Genomic DNA, 13,900 nt, shown 5'->3' with positions numbered 1-13,900 from the left:
GATCGGATTTTCATGGTTCCCCCTGGGAGCTACCTATGGGTTGACTGTTCTTCAGTCAGGGGAAACCTAGGCGCTACCGGGAAGGCGCTGATCCTTACCCTCGAGTCTCGTCCGAAAGAATGAGGTGACCCATGAAAACCTTCATCGAACAGGCGATCACGGCTGGAGCACGGCCGCGTGCCCGACGGTGATGTCCACCGGCGAGGATCCCGGCAGCATCAGGTGCGCGGCGTTGACGTATCCGCTGACGGCGTCGGGATCGAAAACATAGGGGCGACCCGACTCGGGGACCTGCGTGGGGCGTCCTTCGTGATCGGTGGTGACCTGCTCGTTGAACACGATGAGGGCCGCGAGCCCCTGGGCCGGGTCGATGGGCACGTGCACCTCGTAGTTCGGGGGCACGACGTGCGGCAACTCGGCGAACGGTACGCCCTCGATGCTCACGAATCCCCGCGTCAGCGTCAGGCCGAACCGGACGGGCCGGCCCGGACGCCCCACCGCGATCACCTCCAGGCCCTCCAGATGCACGCCGATCGGTGAAAGCTGAATCCCACCGTGATGGTTGGGGAGGTAGGGCCAGCCGATCTCCAGGTCGTCGGCCGTGATGTCGGCGTAGGCGGACCCGATCGCCTCGACGTCGGGCGCACCGGCGACCGTCGAGGGCAGGAGGTCGGTGACCGACCGGCTCATCGGCAGCAGGGTGCGACCGATGAGGAAACCGCCGACGTCCAGGCCGATCCGTGCCCGCGAGCCGGTGATGGTGCCGGGCATCGACGTGGTGGCGGGGGAGTGCGTCACGGCGCTCTCGTTGCCCGGCAGGCCCGGCCCCTGCGCTCCGGCCAGCCAGGCCGAGGCCTGCAGGGGGGAGCCGGATAGCACGGTGCCCCACTGCTCCTTGCGTTCGATGAGGTGGGTGGTACTCGCCATCCGTTCAGATTGAGTGACAATCCGTGACGAGCGCAAGCAAAGAGATACTCGTTCACCCACCTGGGCCTGTCGCGTAGCGAGAAGCCGGCCGGGGCCGGATCGCGACGGGGAGAGCTGGTCCGGCCCCGGCCGGGTCTGGGTGGGCAGTTCTGGTGACTACCAGAAAACGTTATGCGCTACTGGCGGTTACATCCATGGATTCCGCAGGAAAGCTGAAAAGGGTTTCCTACCGGAGCGTCGCGGCCTTCTTGATCAGCGCGTCACGCAGTGCCCGTACCGCGGGGGAGTGATCGCTGTCGCGGGTGACCACATGCACCGTGCGCGCCAGACGGGCCGGGGTCGTGACGTTCAGCAGGACGATGCCGGGCCGGGCCACAAAGGTTGAACGGGGCACCAGAGCCACCCCGAGCCCGGCGCCGACGAGATTCAGCACCACGCCGTAGCTGTCGGCCCGGGAGGTGATGCGGGGCTCGAATCCGGCCAGCCGGGCGGCCATCTCGGTCATGGCCTGGAACCCCTGGGTGCTCCGGCCGGAGATCCAGCCGGCCGCGGCGAAATCCTCCAGACGCACCTGTCCGTCCCCGGCGTGCGGATCCGACACCGGCACGACGAGCGACAGCGGATCGGTGAGGAGGTGTTCCGGGTGCAGGCCCCGGGCGTCCGGGGCGGGAAAACCGGCGTACTGATGGGTCACTGCGAGGTCGACACGCCCCTCCCGCACCGCGGGAACGGCATCTTCGGGTTCGAGTTCGGTGAAGGTCTGGTCGAGCTGCGGATGCCGGCGGCGCAGGCTCGCCATCGCGGGGGCGACCAGGCGACGGGACGCCGTGGCGAAGGAGGCGACACGGATGCGTCCACCGTCCACCGTCCCGGCCGCCGCCACGGCGCGGCCGGCGCGGTCCAGGCCGGCGACGATCGGCCGCGCGTGATCCACCAGGATCCGGCCCGCGCTGCTCAGGCGCACGCTGCGGGCCGAGCGCTCCAGCAGCTGAGCCTCCGCCTCCCGTTCCAGAACGGCCAGCTGCTGGGAGGCCGCCGCCGGGCTGCACCCCAGGGCGGCCGCGGCCCCGGCGATCGAGCCGGTGTCGGCGACGGCCACGAGCAGGCGCAGGCGGTAGGAATCGAGCATCGGGAAATCTTAAGCTCAGCATCGCGAGCAGCGGCTTTCGGTGCGGTCGGCCGGGGCGCAGGATCGATGCCGTGCATGACATCGACATCCGGGGCTTCGCCAGCGACAACTACTCCGGCATCCATCCTGAGATCCTGACCGCCGTCGTCGCCTCCAACGGCGGTCACCAGCCCAGTTACGGCGGTGACGTCTACACCGGGCGACTGCGGGAGGTGGTGCGTGAGCACTTCGGTGAATCCGCGCGGGCCTACCCGGTTCTGACCGGCACCGGTGCGAACGTGATCGCCCTGCAGGCGGCCTGCGACCGCTGGGGTTCGGTGATCTGCGCCGGCACCGCCCACATCCAGGTGGACGAGGGCGGCGCCCCGGAGAAGGTGGGTGGCCTCAAGCTGCTCACCGTCCCGGCGCCGGAGGGCAAGCTCACCGTGGGCGCGATCAGCCGGGAGGCCTGGGGATTCGACGACGAGCACCGGGCCCAGCCGCAGGTGGTGTCACTCACCCAGGCCACCGAGCTGGGCACGGTCTACACGCCGGCCGAGATCGCCGGGATCGTGGAGTTCGCGCACGGGCGGGGCCTGCGGGTACACGTGGACGGCGCCCGGCTGGCGAATGCCGCGGCCCACCTCGGCCTGCCGTTGCGGGCGCTGACCAGTGACCTCGGCGTCGACGTCCTGTCGTTCGGCGGCACCAAGAACGGGATGCTGCTGGGCGAGATGGTGGTGACGCTGAACCCGGAAACCGACCGGGGCCTGGACCGTCTGCGCAAGTCGTCCATGCAGCTGGCCTCCAAACTGCGCTTCGTCTCGGCCCAGTTCCTCGCTCTGCTGGAGGGCGACCTGTGGCTGCGGAACGCCGCGCACGCCAATGCCATGGCCGCTGCGCTGCGGCAGGGTCTGAGCGAGATGCCGGACGTGCGGGTGAGCTACCCGGTGCAGGCGAACGCCGTGTTCGTGGAACTGCCCGCGCCCGTGCTCGCCCGGCTGCACGAGCAGTTCCACTTCTACGACTGGAACGCCTCCGCCGGCCAGGCCCGCTGGATGACGTCGTTCGACACCACCCCTGAAGACGTGGAACGGCTCCTCCGGGCGCTGCGGGTCAGGACAACGGAGAGCCCGGGTTCGGGAGCATGATCGACGAGGTCGCCGTGGCGATCTGGTCGGGGCCGCCCTTCGGGGGCCACAGTCCGGCGGCCTGGTACCGCTCCCGCAGGGCGGCCCGCTGCTGCATGCTCTCGAAGCCCCAGATGTGCGTGATGCGGGAGGGGCCGTCGGTGGCGAACATGTTCGTCACCAGGTGATCGGTGTAGTCCTTCGCGGGCTCGACGGCCTTCTCCCAGGCATCGAGGGTCGGCGTCAGGCCACCCGGTTTGAGGACGTAGGTGCGCACCTCGTACACACCCCCCAGTTTGCGGGGGCGGGCCTGGGGGAGGAAGGGGAATCCCTCGTAGGTCTCCATGCTCAGCGCCTGCAGGGCGGGGCCGCCGTTGAAGGGATGGTGGCTGGTCAGGGCCCGGCGCCGTTCCGCGGACAGCTGGTGACGGGTTTCGAAGTCCCGCAGGATCACGATGCGCCCCAGCGCCCCGACCTCGGTGCGCCAGCTGCCCAGCAGAGCGCCCCCGGAACTGTGCCGGAGCCAGTCGTGAGCCCCCTCGGTCAGCGCTTTCAGGCTCGTCAGGGATCCGTCCAGGGTCGTCAGCTCGTAGACCATGATCGCCAAGCTACCGGTGTGACACGGTCACGTCAGACGCCCGGTCAGCAGCTCCTGCGAACGCTCCCAGAGTCCGCGGGCCAGGTCGGCGCCCTGCGCGGCACCGGGAGAAGAACGCCGGCTGCCGTGGCCCGATGATCACGAACAAAAGAGCGTGGCTCAGTCGACCATCACCTGGTCGCCGGCCGTCAGCCCGCCGAGCACCACGACCTGCCGGCCGTCACTGGGCCCGGCCTCGATCTTCTTGCGGGCCCGGGAAGCCGCCAGTACCACGTAACCGACGCCCTTCGCGGGGTCGTAGTTCTCAATCGCCCCGGCGTCGACCAGCACCGCATCGTCCGTGTGCCACAACGTCACCTCCAGCGTGCCGTCCAGGTCGTGCACGAGCCGCACCCGGCGCGGCACCTGACACACGGCCCGGGCCGGGCCGGTGTCTTCCACGGCCTGGGTGATCTTCACGGTGTCGCAGGTGAAGTCCGTCGGCCCGGCCGGGATCCGGGCCACCCCGACCAGCGCGTCGCCGTTCGCCAGAAGCATCGCGCGGTAGGCCTCTTCGGGGCTGAGCGAGGCCGCCAGGGTGTACCGGTCGGCAGTGATGAAGGCCTTCGGGCCGCGCATCGCGAACACCCCGGTGGCCGGCGCGGTCACCCGGTGGCGCTGCTGGGCCGACTTCACCTTCTTCTCCAGGCTCTGGATCCCGGCGGTGCTCTCGGCATCGCGGTGGTTCAGCGTGATCAGGAGCTTCTCCCGCGCGTCGCGGGCCGCGTCCACCGCCTCCTCGGCGTCGGTGCGCCCGGGGCCCTCGATGTGCAGCAGAGCGCGCCGGGCGGAACGGATGTCGCGATCGGCGTCGGCCAGCGCGAGCACTGCGAGGTCTCGCTGGGCGTCCCGGTCGCGGCGCGTTTCCGCCAGTTTCGCGGTGAGCTCGCGGGCCCGGGAACCGATTCGGCTCCGGCCGAGCACCCCGCCCCGGTAGACGGTCTTGCCGTTGAAGGCGGTCCAGGCGATGTCGCGGCCGCCGGTGTCGACGGCCACCGGATCCTCGCGGGTGACGCTGGCCTTCAGCGAGATCCGGACCGAGAACGGGCCCTGGGTGACGGTCGCGACGGTGGGCGTGGGCTCCGACGCCTGGGCCGGCGCACCGCTCAGATGACGCCAGGCCAGCCAGCCGGTCAGGGCGACCACGACGGCGACACCGAGAAGGGCGACGCCGCGGCCGTGGGCGGCCGGCGACCTTCGTTCCTCGATCTCCACACTGATCACCTTCGTGCTCGGCTCGGGCAGGCTGATGGGACAGTACGGCACCCTCGGCGCTACTCAGAAGAAACTTGCTGCTCCGCTGTCCCTTTCGTCATCAGAGTGACGCGCTTGTCCGGGTGGCACGCGGGCTGCACCCGCCGGTGACGACCACCGACCCGCACCGTGTGCTGGTGAGCAGTGGGGAACTCGGGGCCTCGGCCACGCCGGTCATAGCCTTCCGGTCAGTAGCCGGCAACCGGTTGTGCTGCACTACGTCGCAGGGGATCGCCGACGAAACATCACGGGGGACTGAAGACATGGGCCGTAGCAACAGGCCTGTCGATCCGGGTTGGACCCCGGACGAGGAGTTCTGGTACCAGCCCCGCCGGGCGACCCGCCGGCCGGCCGTTCCCGTGCGCTGGCAGTACGCGGCCGTCGCACTGGCCGCGTTCGGGTTCAGCGCGACGACGCTCCTGATCGCCGCCCACACCGGCGAGCGCCGCCCGGTGCGCCGGTTGCCGGCCGCGCCGGTGGAACGGGTCCATCCGGTCGCGGGCTCGACACAACGGGGCACGCTGCCGGGCGGTGTGCGGGGGCCGCAGACCGTGGGCAGTCAGGTGGCGACCACGACCCAGAGCACGTCCGTGACCGTGACCCTCGACGAGACGGGCGACGGCGGTGTGTGCCTGAGTCTGCTGGAGGAGGACTCGGCACCGACCGGTCCACCCGTCTGTTTCCCGGAGCCGGGTCAGACCCGCGTGATCGTGCCGAACCTGGCGGCCGGAAGCCGTTTCCGGCTGGCCTGGTACCGGCCGGGCCCGGAGGGCAAGGACTGCTCCTGGTCGGGCCGGTTGCGGTTCAGCGGCGGGATGACCGACGGCGCCTGATCACGACCAGGGCGAGCAGGGCGATCACGGCCAGGGCCGCGGGCGGCGCGAGCTTCTTCACGTAGTCGCCGGTGAACGAATGGTCGAGCAGGTCGGTGGCCACCCCGCTGCCCACCGAGGGAGCGAGCCGCTGGTCGAGTACGACCGGGACCGTGGCCCCCTCCGCGGTCACCTTCTGGCTGCTGCCCTCCAGGTCGACGAAGGCGTCCACGCCGCTCTCGGTCTCGACGATGACCGTCAGGGCGGCGCCGTCGGCCGCCTGCCGTCCGAGCTGGGCGACCGTGACCTCTTCGCGCACGCCGTGCACGGCCAGCCAGTGGTACTCCGCCGCCTCGTCCCGTACCGGCCGGACGGCGAGGTACGCCCACAGGACGGCCGCGATGATTGCCACCACGACGACCCCGATGACCGGGTCGTTCCGGCGACGGGCGGGGGTGGTCAGGCTCATGGCACCAGGCTTTCTTGTCAGATCGGTGTCACACCTTGCCTGACCTGCTAATTCTTTGATAATCCGTTCACCCGAACGCCGTAGACAAGTCACTCCCAGGCGTAGACGTGCAGCCCCACGTACTCAGCGTGACGGGCCGTGGCCGGAGGCATCTGCACCACGGTGAGCAGCGGGTGGACGCCCCGCGTGGTGCGCGGGCAGTGGCCTGGCCGGCCGGGAGGAGCGTCGGTGGGCACGGGTGGCACCTGGGAGGGGAAGAACAGGATGAGGCCGTCGCCCTCGTCCTTTACCCCGAGTTCGTACCGGTCGAGACGGGCCTCCTGGACGGCCCCCGCACCACGCGGTACATGCTTTCGCGCAGCCGGACCTGCACCGGGCCGGGCCGGCTGCTGAAGTTCTCGATGTCCAGGACCACGATCCAGTAGTGCGCCGGGATATCCGGTTTCGGAGTCTCCGAAGATGTTTCGGGAATACTGGGCGATCGCCCGGATCGCTCCGGATCGAGGATGATGGGGCGCCGGCCGTCGGTGAGGATGAGCCCCTGGTCGCGGAGGTTGCGCAGCCCGCGCTGGGTGGTCCGGTGCCGACCGCGGGACCCTGATCGGCCGCAGCGCCGGGCATCACCCATTGGAATGATGTTCCAGCAATGTCAAGATAGGAGACATGGCAGCGAGGGCACGGACCACGGACCGCCGGGAGGGTGCGCTGTCCCGGCGGCGCATCGTCGGCGCCGCCATCGAGCTGCTCGACGCCACGGGGGAGAGCGGGCTGACCTTCCGGGCTCTGAGCGCCCACCTCAAGACCGGGGCCGGGGCCATCTACTGGCACGTGGCGAACAAGGACGAGCTGCTCGGGGCGGCGACGGACGAGGTGCTCGCCCACGTGCTGGTTGCCGACGACCGGCACAGCACGCCGGATGAGGAGATCCGGGCCGTCGCGTGCGCGGTGTTCGACGCGGTCGACGCCCATCCCTGGATCGGTTCTCAGCTGTCCGGCACGGCTTCGCCGTCGGGGATGCTGCAGATCTTCGAGCGGCTCGGGCGGCAGGTCGAGGCCCTCGGGGTGCCCGCGCCCGCCCAGTTCGACGCGGTCTCGGCGCTGGTGAACTACATCATCGGTGTCGCCCGGCAGAACGCGGCGAACGCCCGCTCGCAGGAACCGGGTACGAATCGCGGCGACGTGCTCGGGGCCATGGCCGCCGTCTGGGCCGGCCTGGACGAGAACGACTTCCCGTTCGTCCGCCGCATCGCCCCCGAGCTGGCCGGCCACGACGACCGCGAGCAGTTCCTGGCCGGCGTCGACCTGATCCTCGCGGGGATGATCGCGCTGAGGTAGGAGTCAGACCTCAGCCGGGCCTTGTCGATCGTTCCCTCGTCCAGGACCTCCACCGGCTGGAGGTATCCCAACCGTCAGCAGCCATAGCCGGATCTAGAAGCGAGATCTGGCAACCGAGGGTTCGTGTTGCAGCGCTGGTCGCCACGACTCGACCTGGCCCTTGCCGCGGGCCTTGGCCGCGTTGAGGGCGACGTCGGCCCGCACGAGCACGGTCTGCACGTCGGCGTCCGGTGCGATCTCGACCACGCCGACCCCCGCACTGACCGACTGCAGGCTCGCCGTGTCGACCAGCAGGGTGGAGAAGGCGGAAATGATCTGCCGGCCGAACTTCTCGGCCGAGGACTGGTTGACACCGGGCAGCAGTACCGCGAACTCGTCGGCTCCCATGCGGGCGATGACGTCATTGGCCGGCACCACGCGGCGCAGCATCTCGGCCACGCTGACCAGCAGGTTGTCGCCCCCGGAATGGCCGTACGCCTCGTTCACCGCGATGAAGCCGTCGATGTCGATGAGGAGCATCGAGAGATTGCCGGGGCTGGGGACTTCCAGGATCCCGGCGAGGACCTCGGTGAACACCCACCGGGTGGCCAGGCGGGTCAGGGCATCGGTACGCACGCTCTCTCGCAGTTCCTCGTGCACCAGGCTGTTGCGGTAGGCGAGCATCACGTGGTTCAGGATGCTGCGAGCCGTGACCAGCACCTCGGGGTCGAGCCGGCCCGGGGCGCCCAGCGCCATCGTGACTTCGGGCGTCACCGACTCGTACGTGATCATCGCCCAGTCGCAGGGTTCCCCGGCGGCGAAGCTCAGCACGTCGTGGACGGCGGGGACGTCGGAGCCCTCGTCGGGAGGTGTGGTCACCGAGGTCGGGCTCTGCGGGAACTCGCCCAGCCAGGGGCCCAGACCGAAGCCGTCGGACGTCTTGGCCAGGCGCACCGCCCGCAGGCCGGGAGTCGCTTCGACCAGGTCACGAATGGTCTCCCACCCGGCGAGCCGGATCCGCGAGGCGTCGGTGGCGGGGGTGCGCAGCAGCTCGGACCCGATCCGCTCGACCAGCCGGGCCCGGCGCAGGCACGCGTCCTCACCGGTCTCGCTGTTCTCCTCACGGTCCATACCGGATGCCCCCACGGAGCCGACAGAAAGGAATTTGGGACGTTCGTGAAAGACGCGCGGGCACGGCGGACATGAAGAGGGCGAACGTTGCTCATCATCAGGGTTACCCAGGAGGAAGCCATGCGCCACGCCGCCGTCCCGTACCCACTGGCCGCCGGGGTCGTGATCCTCGCCCTGGCCGGATGTGCCCAGGAAGAGACCCCGTCCGCCACATCGGCACCCGCGTCCACCACTTTCATCGTGAGTGGTGCGGCAGCGCGGTGCGTCCGCCCGATCGAGCCGAGCCATCTGCAGGACGCCGAGGTCGCCTTCGCGGGCACGGTCACCAGAATTGAGGACGAGGTGACCACCTTGCGGGTCAGTCGCACCTACCGGGGGAGCACCGGTGAGCAGGTGCAGTTGCGCCTGGGGGAGGTGCACTCGGAGACGCTCAGCGGCAGCGGTGACTTCGTCCGGGGCCGGGCGTATCTGCTCGCGGTCTCGGACGGGGGCGTCTCCGCCTGCCTGAGCGGGCCGGCCGACGACACCTCGCTGCAGAACTCGTACGAAGAGGCCTTCGGGAACTGAAAGGATCCCGGCGCGGCCGGACATGTGGGGGCGTGGAGGACGTGATGCGTGACGAGCGGCTGCCTCGGGCAGTGCGGTTCGAGAGCCTGGTGCCCGGGCTGATCGAGCCGCTGCGCCGGTTCCTGGCCCGGCGCACCGATCCCGCGACGGCCGACGACGTGCTGGGCGAGACGTTGCTGACCCTCTGGCGCCGGCTCGACGAGGTGCCGGGCGAGCCGCTGCCCTGGACCTACGGGGTGGCCCGCAACTGCCTGGCCAACGCCGAGCGCACGCGGCGCCGGCAGGACCGGCTGGTGGCCCGGATCGCGACGATCGACCGCCCGGACGACACCGCCGACGGGACCGGGACGGCCCAGTTGAGTGACTCGTCCATTGATCTGACCGCCGTGCTGGCCCAGCTGCGCCCGCCGGACGCCGAACTGCTGCGGCTGTGGGCCTGGGAAGAGCTGGCTCCGGCGCAGATCGCCCAGGTGCTGGGTATCTCGGCCAACGCCGCGACCATCCGGCTGCACCGGGCGCGCGAGCGGTTGCGGGCCGAGCTCGAGCGAACAGGCCCTGGAGAAGCGGAAGAAGTGAAGGGAAGGGGGCAGCGGTGACCGACGACTCCTGGGCGCAGCTGCGGGACCGGCTACGTGACGTCGACCCGGCGGCCTCACTCGCGCCGCTACCCGATGACGACGTCTCCCTCCGGATCGAGCAGAGCATGAAGACCCGGCCACAGCAGAGCTTCTGGAACCGCAAGGCCCGGCCCGTCGCCGCCGCCGCACTCCTGGCCGCGGCCGCCGCCGGTCTCTTCGCCGGCCTCGGGAACGGCCCCGGAAACGGTTCCGGCCCAGATCCGGCCAACCCACCCTCGATCGAACGGGTCACGATGGACACGAGCGGAGCAGCCGCCAAATGCGCACCCCCCACCGCCGAGCTGCTGAGAACGGCCGATCTGGCGGTGGAGGGCACGGTGCGCAGCGTCAGCAACGGTGTCGTCACGCTGGACGTGTCCCAGGTCTGGACCGGTGACCAAGTCGACGTCCTCGACGTGGCCCAGACCAGCGGAGCCACGGAGGTCCTGCTCGGCGGAACCTCTTTCGAGGTCGGCCGGACCTACCTGGTCGCGGTGCAGGACGGCCGGGTCCGGCAGTGCGGCTACAGCGGCGTCGCTTCCCCGGAACTACGGGCGCTGTTCGACGCGGCCTTCTGACGTCCACCGGCGATAGGCGTCCATGGCCACGTTGCTGCCGCACACGACCGTCGCCACCCGTCGCCCGGCGAAGCGCTCGCGGTTCTCGAGAATCGCCGCGATCCCGAGCGCGGCCGAGGGCTCGGCGACCAGACCGGCGTGATCGAGGAGCATCCGCATCCCGGCGATGATGGACACTTCCCGCACCAGGACGGCGTCGTCGGCCACCAGGAGCAGGTCGTCCAGGACGTCGGGGATGGGGAAGCGCCCGGCGACACCGTCGGCGATGGTGTCGGTCGAGTCGGTGGTGACCACGCGCCGTTCGTGCCACGAGCGCGTCAGCGCCGGCGCGCCCAAGGGCTGGACACAGATCACCTCGACCCCGGGCGCCAGCTCCTTCAGCACGTGACCGACCCCGGTAGCCAGAGCCCCACCACCCAGGGCGAGCAGAACGGTGTCGAACTCGTCGGCCCGGTCGGCCAGTTCGAGGCCGATGGTGGCGGCGCCCTCGCAGGTCTCGATGTCCAGACTGTCTTCGAGCAGCCGGATCCCGTCGCGCCGGGAGATGTTTACGGCCCGTTCGCGGGCCGCCTCGAAGTCACCGTCGACCAGTTCGAGCGTGGCGCCCAGGGCCCGGATCCGATCGAGCTTGTAGGTGGAGGCCAGGTGCGAGGCCACCACCGTCACCCGCAGTCCCCGGCGGCGGCCGGACCAGGCCAGGGCCTGACCCAGGTTCCCCGCACTGGCGCACACGACCGCGCCCGCCAGTCGGCTCGTCACCCATTCGGTGCCGCGCCCTTTGAAGCTCCGCACCGGATTGGCCGTTTCGAGCTTGATGCGTACCCCGCACCCGAGTTCGGCGGCCAGGGCCTCGCAGCTGTACAGCGGGGTGTCGAGGAAGACCGGGTCGATCACCTGCTGGGCCGCCCGGATCCGGGCGGTGTCGAGACGCGTCCGCGGCACGACCCGCAGCGTAGTGCGGTTACCGCGTGGACCCGCGCAGGTGCGCCTCGACGCTCGCCTGGAGGGTGTCCCAATCGATGCCGTTGGCCATGCCGTTGTCGGTGACGTAGTAACCGCCGCCGGGCCCGATCTCCGCCCAGCCGTACTCGACGAGCCAGCGAAGGGCTTCCCGGATCGTCTCGATCGGGTGCCCTTCCTGCTCGAGGTCGATCGGGCGGGGGAGGCGGGCGCCGGGCGGGTACTGGCCCGCCAGAATGCGTGCCGCGATCCGGTCGGCGAGGAGGCGGTACGGGGAAAGGGGCACGTTCCCCATGATCCCCTAGAGACACCGGGATTCCTTCACCCCTAGGGGTGCGACTCACCACCGGTTGCCAGCGCCGGCGCATCCGGAACCAGGTCACGGCGACCGGGCGGATCTGCGGCCGGCGCTCGCTCATCCGGATCGGCGCGACTCTCGCGGTGGTCTCGGCAGACATCAGGTGGGTCCTTCCGGTGGGGGAGGTGCCACCATCGGCCGCATCCCGTCCCACCGTCCACGAACCGGCCCCAGCCTGAGACGCCGGAACGTTCCGCTTCTTCCCACCAGCAGCGATGCGAACCCCTGGAACGGGCGCTACTTCGCCTGGTCGTACGACTCCCGGTTGGCGACCACATCGTCCATGTGCACCTCGGCCCAGCGCTTCAGGCCCCGGATCATCTGCTGCAACGACAGGCCGAGCTCGGTCAGCTCGTACGACACCGTGACCGGCACGGTCGGCGTCACCGTGCGCGTCACCAGACCGTCGCGCTCCAGATTGCGCAGCGTCTGGGTGAGCATCTTCTGACTGACACCCGCCAGCCTGCGTGAAAGTTCCGAGTACCGCATGGCCTTGGCCCCGCCCGCACAGGCGTCACCCGGGTCGTGCCAGCCGTTGTTGGCCAGCGCACTCAGCACCAGCGTGACCCACTTGTCGGAGATCCGGTCCAGCAGCTTCTGGCTCGGGCAGGTCGCCAGGAAGGCGTCGTACTCGGCCTTGGCTTCCGCCTTCTTCTGGGCCGCCGTCGTCGTGGCCATCGAACCGCTCCTCACGAACCGTGGGGTGACCTACGCACCCTCAAGTGCCCACTTCCCGACAGGAAGCTACCTACCCATAGTGAAGCAGGCATCCAACGGGAACCACGAAAGCCAGAGGTATGAACATGTCCACCACTTCCCTTCCCGGCGGCACCTGGACCCTGGGCGATCTCACCGTCACCCGCTTCGGCTACGGCGCCATGCAGCTCACCGGCCCCTGGGTGATGGGACCGCCGGCCGACCACGACGGCGCGCTCGCCGTTCTGCGGGAGGTCGTCGCGGCGGGCATCACCCACATCGACACCGCCGATGCCTACGGGCCGCACGTCACCAACGGCCTGATCCGCGAGGCCCTGTACCCCTACGCCGACTCCCTGCACATCGTCACCAAGATCGGCGCCGACCGCGACGAGAAGGGCGGCTGGCCCCCGGCCCGCCGGCCCGACCAGCTGCGCAAGGCCGTGCACGACAACCTCGACCGGCTCGGCCTGGAGACCCTCGACCTCGTCAACCTCCGGCTCGGCAACGCCGAAGGACCCCTGCCCGGCTCCATCGCCGAACCCTTCGAGACCCTCGTCGAACTCCAGCAGCAGGGCCTGATCCGGCACCTCGGCATCAGTAACGCTCAGCCCGAGCAGGTGGCGCAAGCCCAGTCGATCGCCCCCATCGTCTGCGTGCAGAACATGTACAACCTCGCCTACCGCCAGGACGACGAACTGATCGACCGCCTCGCCGCCGAGAACATCGCCTACGTGCCCTTCTTCCCGCTCGGCGGCTTCAGCCCCCTGCAGTCCGAAGCCCTCTCGGCCGTGGCCACCCGCCTGAACGCCACCCCGATGTCCGTCGCCCTGGCCTGGCTGCTGCAGCGCTCGCCGAACATCCTGCTCATCCCCGGCACCAAGTCGGTGACCCACCTGCGCGAGAACATCGCCGGCGCCGGGCTCTCGCTCACCGCCGACGACCTGGCCGAGCTGGACAAGATCGGCTGACCTGGCGGGTGTGGGGTCGACCTGGCGGGCGGGTGCGTGCTGACCTGGTGGTGCGTGCTGACCTGGTGGGTGCGGCTCGACCTGGTGGGTGCATTCCAACATGCCGGGTGGGGTCGACCTGACGGGTGTGGGCCGGCCTGACGGGCGTCGGGCTTACGGGTTGGGCGTCGGCTTGCCGGACGGGTGTTGGTCATCTTCCTCCCGCGATCTACCCAGGGCCCCCGAGCAATGTGTACACCTGGTACACCCGGTACCTGATGTACCAGGTGTACACATCGTGAGCGTGCTGATTCCTACGACCGTGTCCTGGAGGCTTCCATCAGGTCGCGACAGCACCGTCGCCGAAGGGGTGGTGGCTGAAGGGGTGGTGG

18 protein-coding genes are annotated in these 13,900 nt (G+C 70.0%); 7 read left to right on the top strand and 11 right to left on the bottom strand.

The features are described from left to right. Positions 1-156: 156 nt before the first annotated feature. Together LR393_RS29760 and LR393_RS29755 are read right to left on the bottom strand one after the other, a co-directional pair. Positions 157-927, bottom strand: a complete 771-nt coding sequence (locus LR393_RS29760; RefSeq protein ID WP_231488364.1) for a hypothetical protein — start codon at positions 925-927, stop codon at positions 157-159. A 226-nt stretch (positions 928-1,153) separates the two neighbouring features. Beyond that, on the bottom strand, positions 1,154-2,056 hold the full coding sequence (locus LR393_RS29755; RefSeq protein WP_231488362.1) for a LysR family transcriptional regulator: 903 nt from the start codon (positions 2,054-2,056) through the stop codon (positions 1,154-1,156). 71 nt (positions 2,057-2,127) lie between these two features. On the opposite strand from LR393_RS29755, the gene LR393_RS29750 reads away from it, so the two are divergent. Continuing rightward, on the top strand, positions 2,128-3,186 hold the full coding sequence (locus LR393_RS29750) for a threonine aldolase family protein (protein WP_231488361.1): 1,059 nt from the start codon (positions 2,128-2,130) through the stop codon (positions 3,184-3,186). On the opposite strand, the gene LR393_RS29745 is transcribed toward LR393_RS29750, so the two are convergent. After that, positions 3,152-3,763: an NIPSNAP family protein gene (locus LR393_RS29745; protein WP_231488359.1), complete on the bottom strand. Its 612-nt coding sequence runs from the start codon at positions 3,761-3,763 to the stop codon at positions 3,152-3,154. The two genes, LR393_RS29750 and LR393_RS29745, sit on opposite strands and share 35 nt — an antisense overlap. Positions 3,764-3,922: 159 nt before the next feature. Then, the gene (locus LR393_RS29740; RefSeq protein ID WP_231488358.1) at positions 3,923-5,017 is read right to left on the bottom strand and encodes an efflux RND transporter periplasmic adaptor subunit; all 1,095 of its coding nucleotides are present in this window, start codon (positions 5,015-5,017) and stop codon (positions 3,923-3,925) included. A gap of 302 nt (positions 5,018-5,319) precedes the next feature. On the opposite strand from LR393_RS29740, the gene LR393_RS29735 reads away from it, so the two are divergent. Further along, a complete protein-coding gene (locus LR393_RS29735) occupies positions 5,320-5,889 on the top strand; it encodes a hypothetical protein (RefSeq protein ID WP_231488357.1) in 570 nt (189 codons plus the stop codon). On the opposite strand, the gene LR393_RS29730 is transcribed toward LR393_RS29735, so the two are convergent. The 3 genes from LR393_RS29730 to LR393_RS29720 all read right to left on the bottom strand — a co-directional run bounded on the left by LR393_RS29730 (position 5,861) and on the right by LR393_RS29720 (position 6,965). Next, positions 5,861-6,337: a hypothetical protein gene (locus LR393_RS29730; protein WP_231488355.1), complete on the bottom strand. Its 477-nt coding sequence runs from the start codon at positions 6,335-6,337 to the stop codon at positions 5,861-5,863. The genes LR393_RS29735 and LR393_RS29730 overlap by 29 nt on opposite strands. A gap of 89 nt (positions 6,338-6,426) precedes the next feature. After that, positions 6,427-6,573 carry a hypothetical protein gene (locus LR393_RS29725; RefSeq protein ID WP_231488354.1) on the bottom strand — a complete coding sequence of 49 codons (147 nt, stop codon included), beginning with the start codon at positions 6,571-6,573 and terminating at the stop codon, positions 6,427-6,429. Positions 6,574-6,623: 50 nt separating this feature from the next. Next, positions 6,624-6,965, bottom strand: a complete 342-nt coding sequence (locus LR393_RS29720; RefSeq protein ID WP_231488352.1) for a hypothetical protein — start codon at positions 6,963-6,965, stop codon at positions 6,624-6,626. Between the two features lie 35 nt (positions 6,966-7,000). Between LR393_RS29720 and LR393_RS29715 the strand changes: the two genes are divergently transcribed. Further along, entirely contained in the window at positions 7,001-7,672 is a 672-nt protein-coding gene (locus LR393_RS29715) for a TetR/AcrR family transcriptional regulator (RefSeq protein WP_231488350.1), read from the top strand. Between the two features lie 93 nt (positions 7,673-7,765). On the opposite strand, the gene LR393_RS36745 is transcribed toward LR393_RS29715, so the two are convergent. After that, the gene (locus LR393_RS36745) at positions 7,766-8,797 is read right to left on the bottom strand and encodes a GGDEF domain-containing protein (RefSeq protein WP_231488348.1); all 1,032 of its coding nucleotides are present in this window, start codon (positions 8,795-8,797) and stop codon (positions 7,766-7,768) included. Between the two features lie 105 nt (positions 8,798-8,902). Between LR393_RS36745 and LR393_RS29705 the strand changes: the two genes are divergently transcribed. The 3 genes from LR393_RS29705 to LR393_RS29695 are packed head-to-tail and all read left to right on the top strand — an operon-like array spanning position 8,903 to position 10,544. Next, a complete protein-coding gene (locus LR393_RS29705; protein ID WP_231488346.1) occupies positions 8,903-9,349 on the top strand; it encodes a hypothetical protein in 447 nt (148 codons plus the stop codon). A 32-nt stretch (positions 9,350-9,381) separates the two neighbouring features. Continuing rightward, positions 9,382-9,945, top strand: a complete 564-nt coding sequence (locus LR393_RS29700; RefSeq protein ID WP_231488345.1) for an RNA polymerase sigma factor — start codon at positions 9,382-9,384, stop codon at positions 9,943-9,945. Beyond that, a complete protein-coding gene (locus LR393_RS29695; protein ID WP_231488343.1) occupies positions 9,942-10,544 on the top strand; it encodes a hypothetical protein in 603 nt (200 codons plus the stop codon). The genes LR393_RS29700 and LR393_RS29695 overlap by 4 nt, the downstream gene beginning before the upstream one ends. Here LR393_RS29695 and LR393_RS29690 read toward each other — a convergent pair. From LR393_RS29690 to LR393_RS29680, 3 genes are all read right to left on the bottom strand, one after another. Beyond that, positions 10,515-11,486 (bottom strand): threonine ammonia-lyase, encoded by a 972-nt coding sequence (locus LR393_RS29690; RefSeq protein WP_231488342.1) that lies wholly within the window; start codon positions 11,484-11,486, stop codon positions 10,515-10,517. The genes LR393_RS29695 and LR393_RS29690 overlap by 30 nt on opposite strands. Positions 11,487-11,505: 19 nt before the next feature. Beyond that, the gene (locus LR393_RS29685; RefSeq protein ID WP_231488340.1) at positions 11,506-11,790 is read right to left on the bottom strand and encodes a GntR family transcriptional regulator; all 285 of its coding nucleotides are present in this window, start codon (positions 11,788-11,790) and stop codon (positions 11,506-11,508) included. 309 nt (positions 11,791-12,099) lie between these two features. Next, the gene (locus LR393_RS29680) at positions 12,100-12,540 is read right to left on the bottom strand and encodes a winged helix-turn-helix transcriptional regulator (protein WP_231488338.1); all 441 of its coding nucleotides are present in this window, start codon (positions 12,538-12,540) and stop codon (positions 12,100-12,102) included. A 125-nt stretch (positions 12,541-12,665) separates the two neighbouring features. Between LR393_RS29680 and LR393_RS29675 the strand changes: the two genes are divergently transcribed. After that, positions 12,666-13,529 carry an aldo/keto reductase family oxidoreductase gene (locus LR393_RS29675; RefSeq protein WP_231488336.1) on the top strand — a complete coding sequence of 288 codons (864 nt, stop codon included), beginning with the start codon at positions 12,666-12,668 and terminating at the stop codon, positions 13,527-13,529. Positions 13,530-13,900: the final 371 nt, after the last annotated feature.

The sequence above is a fragment of the Kineosporia mesophila genome (assembly GCF_021129235.1).
GTDB classification, from domain to species: Bacteria; Actinomycetota; Actinomycetes; order Actinomycetales; family Kineosporiaceae; genus Kineosporia; species Kineosporia mesophila.
This window is presented reverse-complemented; position numbering and strand designations above follow the sequence as displayed.

Coding starts and splice junctions, on each gene's coding strand:
- LR393_RS29760 (WP_231488364.1), bottom strand. CDS start 927: ATGGCGAGTACCACCCACCTCATCGAACGCAAGGAGCAGTGGGGCACC.
- LR393_RS29755 (WP_231488362.1), bottom strand. CDS start 2,056: ATGCTCGATTCCTACCGCCTGCGCCTGCTCGTGGCCGTCGCCGACACC.
- LR393_RS29745 (WP_231488359.1), bottom strand. CDS start 3,763: ATGGTCTACGAGCTGACGACCCTGGACGGATCCCTGACGAGCCTGAAA.
- LR393_RS29735 (WP_231488357.1), top strand. CDS start 5,320: ATGGGCCGTAGCAACAGGCCTGTCGATCCGGGTTGGACCCCGGACGAG.
- LR393_RS29730 (WP_231488355.1), bottom strand. CDS start 6,337: ATGAGCCTGACCACCCCCGCCCGTCGCCGGAACGACCCGGTCATCGGG.
- LR393_RS29720 (WP_231488352.1), bottom strand. CDS start 6,965: ATGGGTGATGCCCGGCGCTGCGGCCGATCAGGGTCCCGCGGTCGGCAC.
- LR393_RS29715 (WP_231488350.1), top strand. CDS start 7,001: ATGGCAGCGAGGGCACGGACCACGGACCGCCGGGAGGGTGCGCTGTCC.
- LR393_RS29705 (WP_231488346.1), top strand. CDS start 8,903: ATGCGCCACGCCGCCGTCCCGTACCCACTGGCCGCCGGGGTCGTGATC.
- LR393_RS29680 (WP_231488338.1), bottom strand. CDS start 12,540: ATGGCCACGACGACGGCGGCCCAGAAGAAGGCGGAAGCCAAGGCCGAG.
- LR393_RS29675 (WP_231488336.1), top strand. CDS start 12,666: ATGTCCACCACTTCCCTTCCCGGCGGCACCTGGACCCTGGGCGATCTC.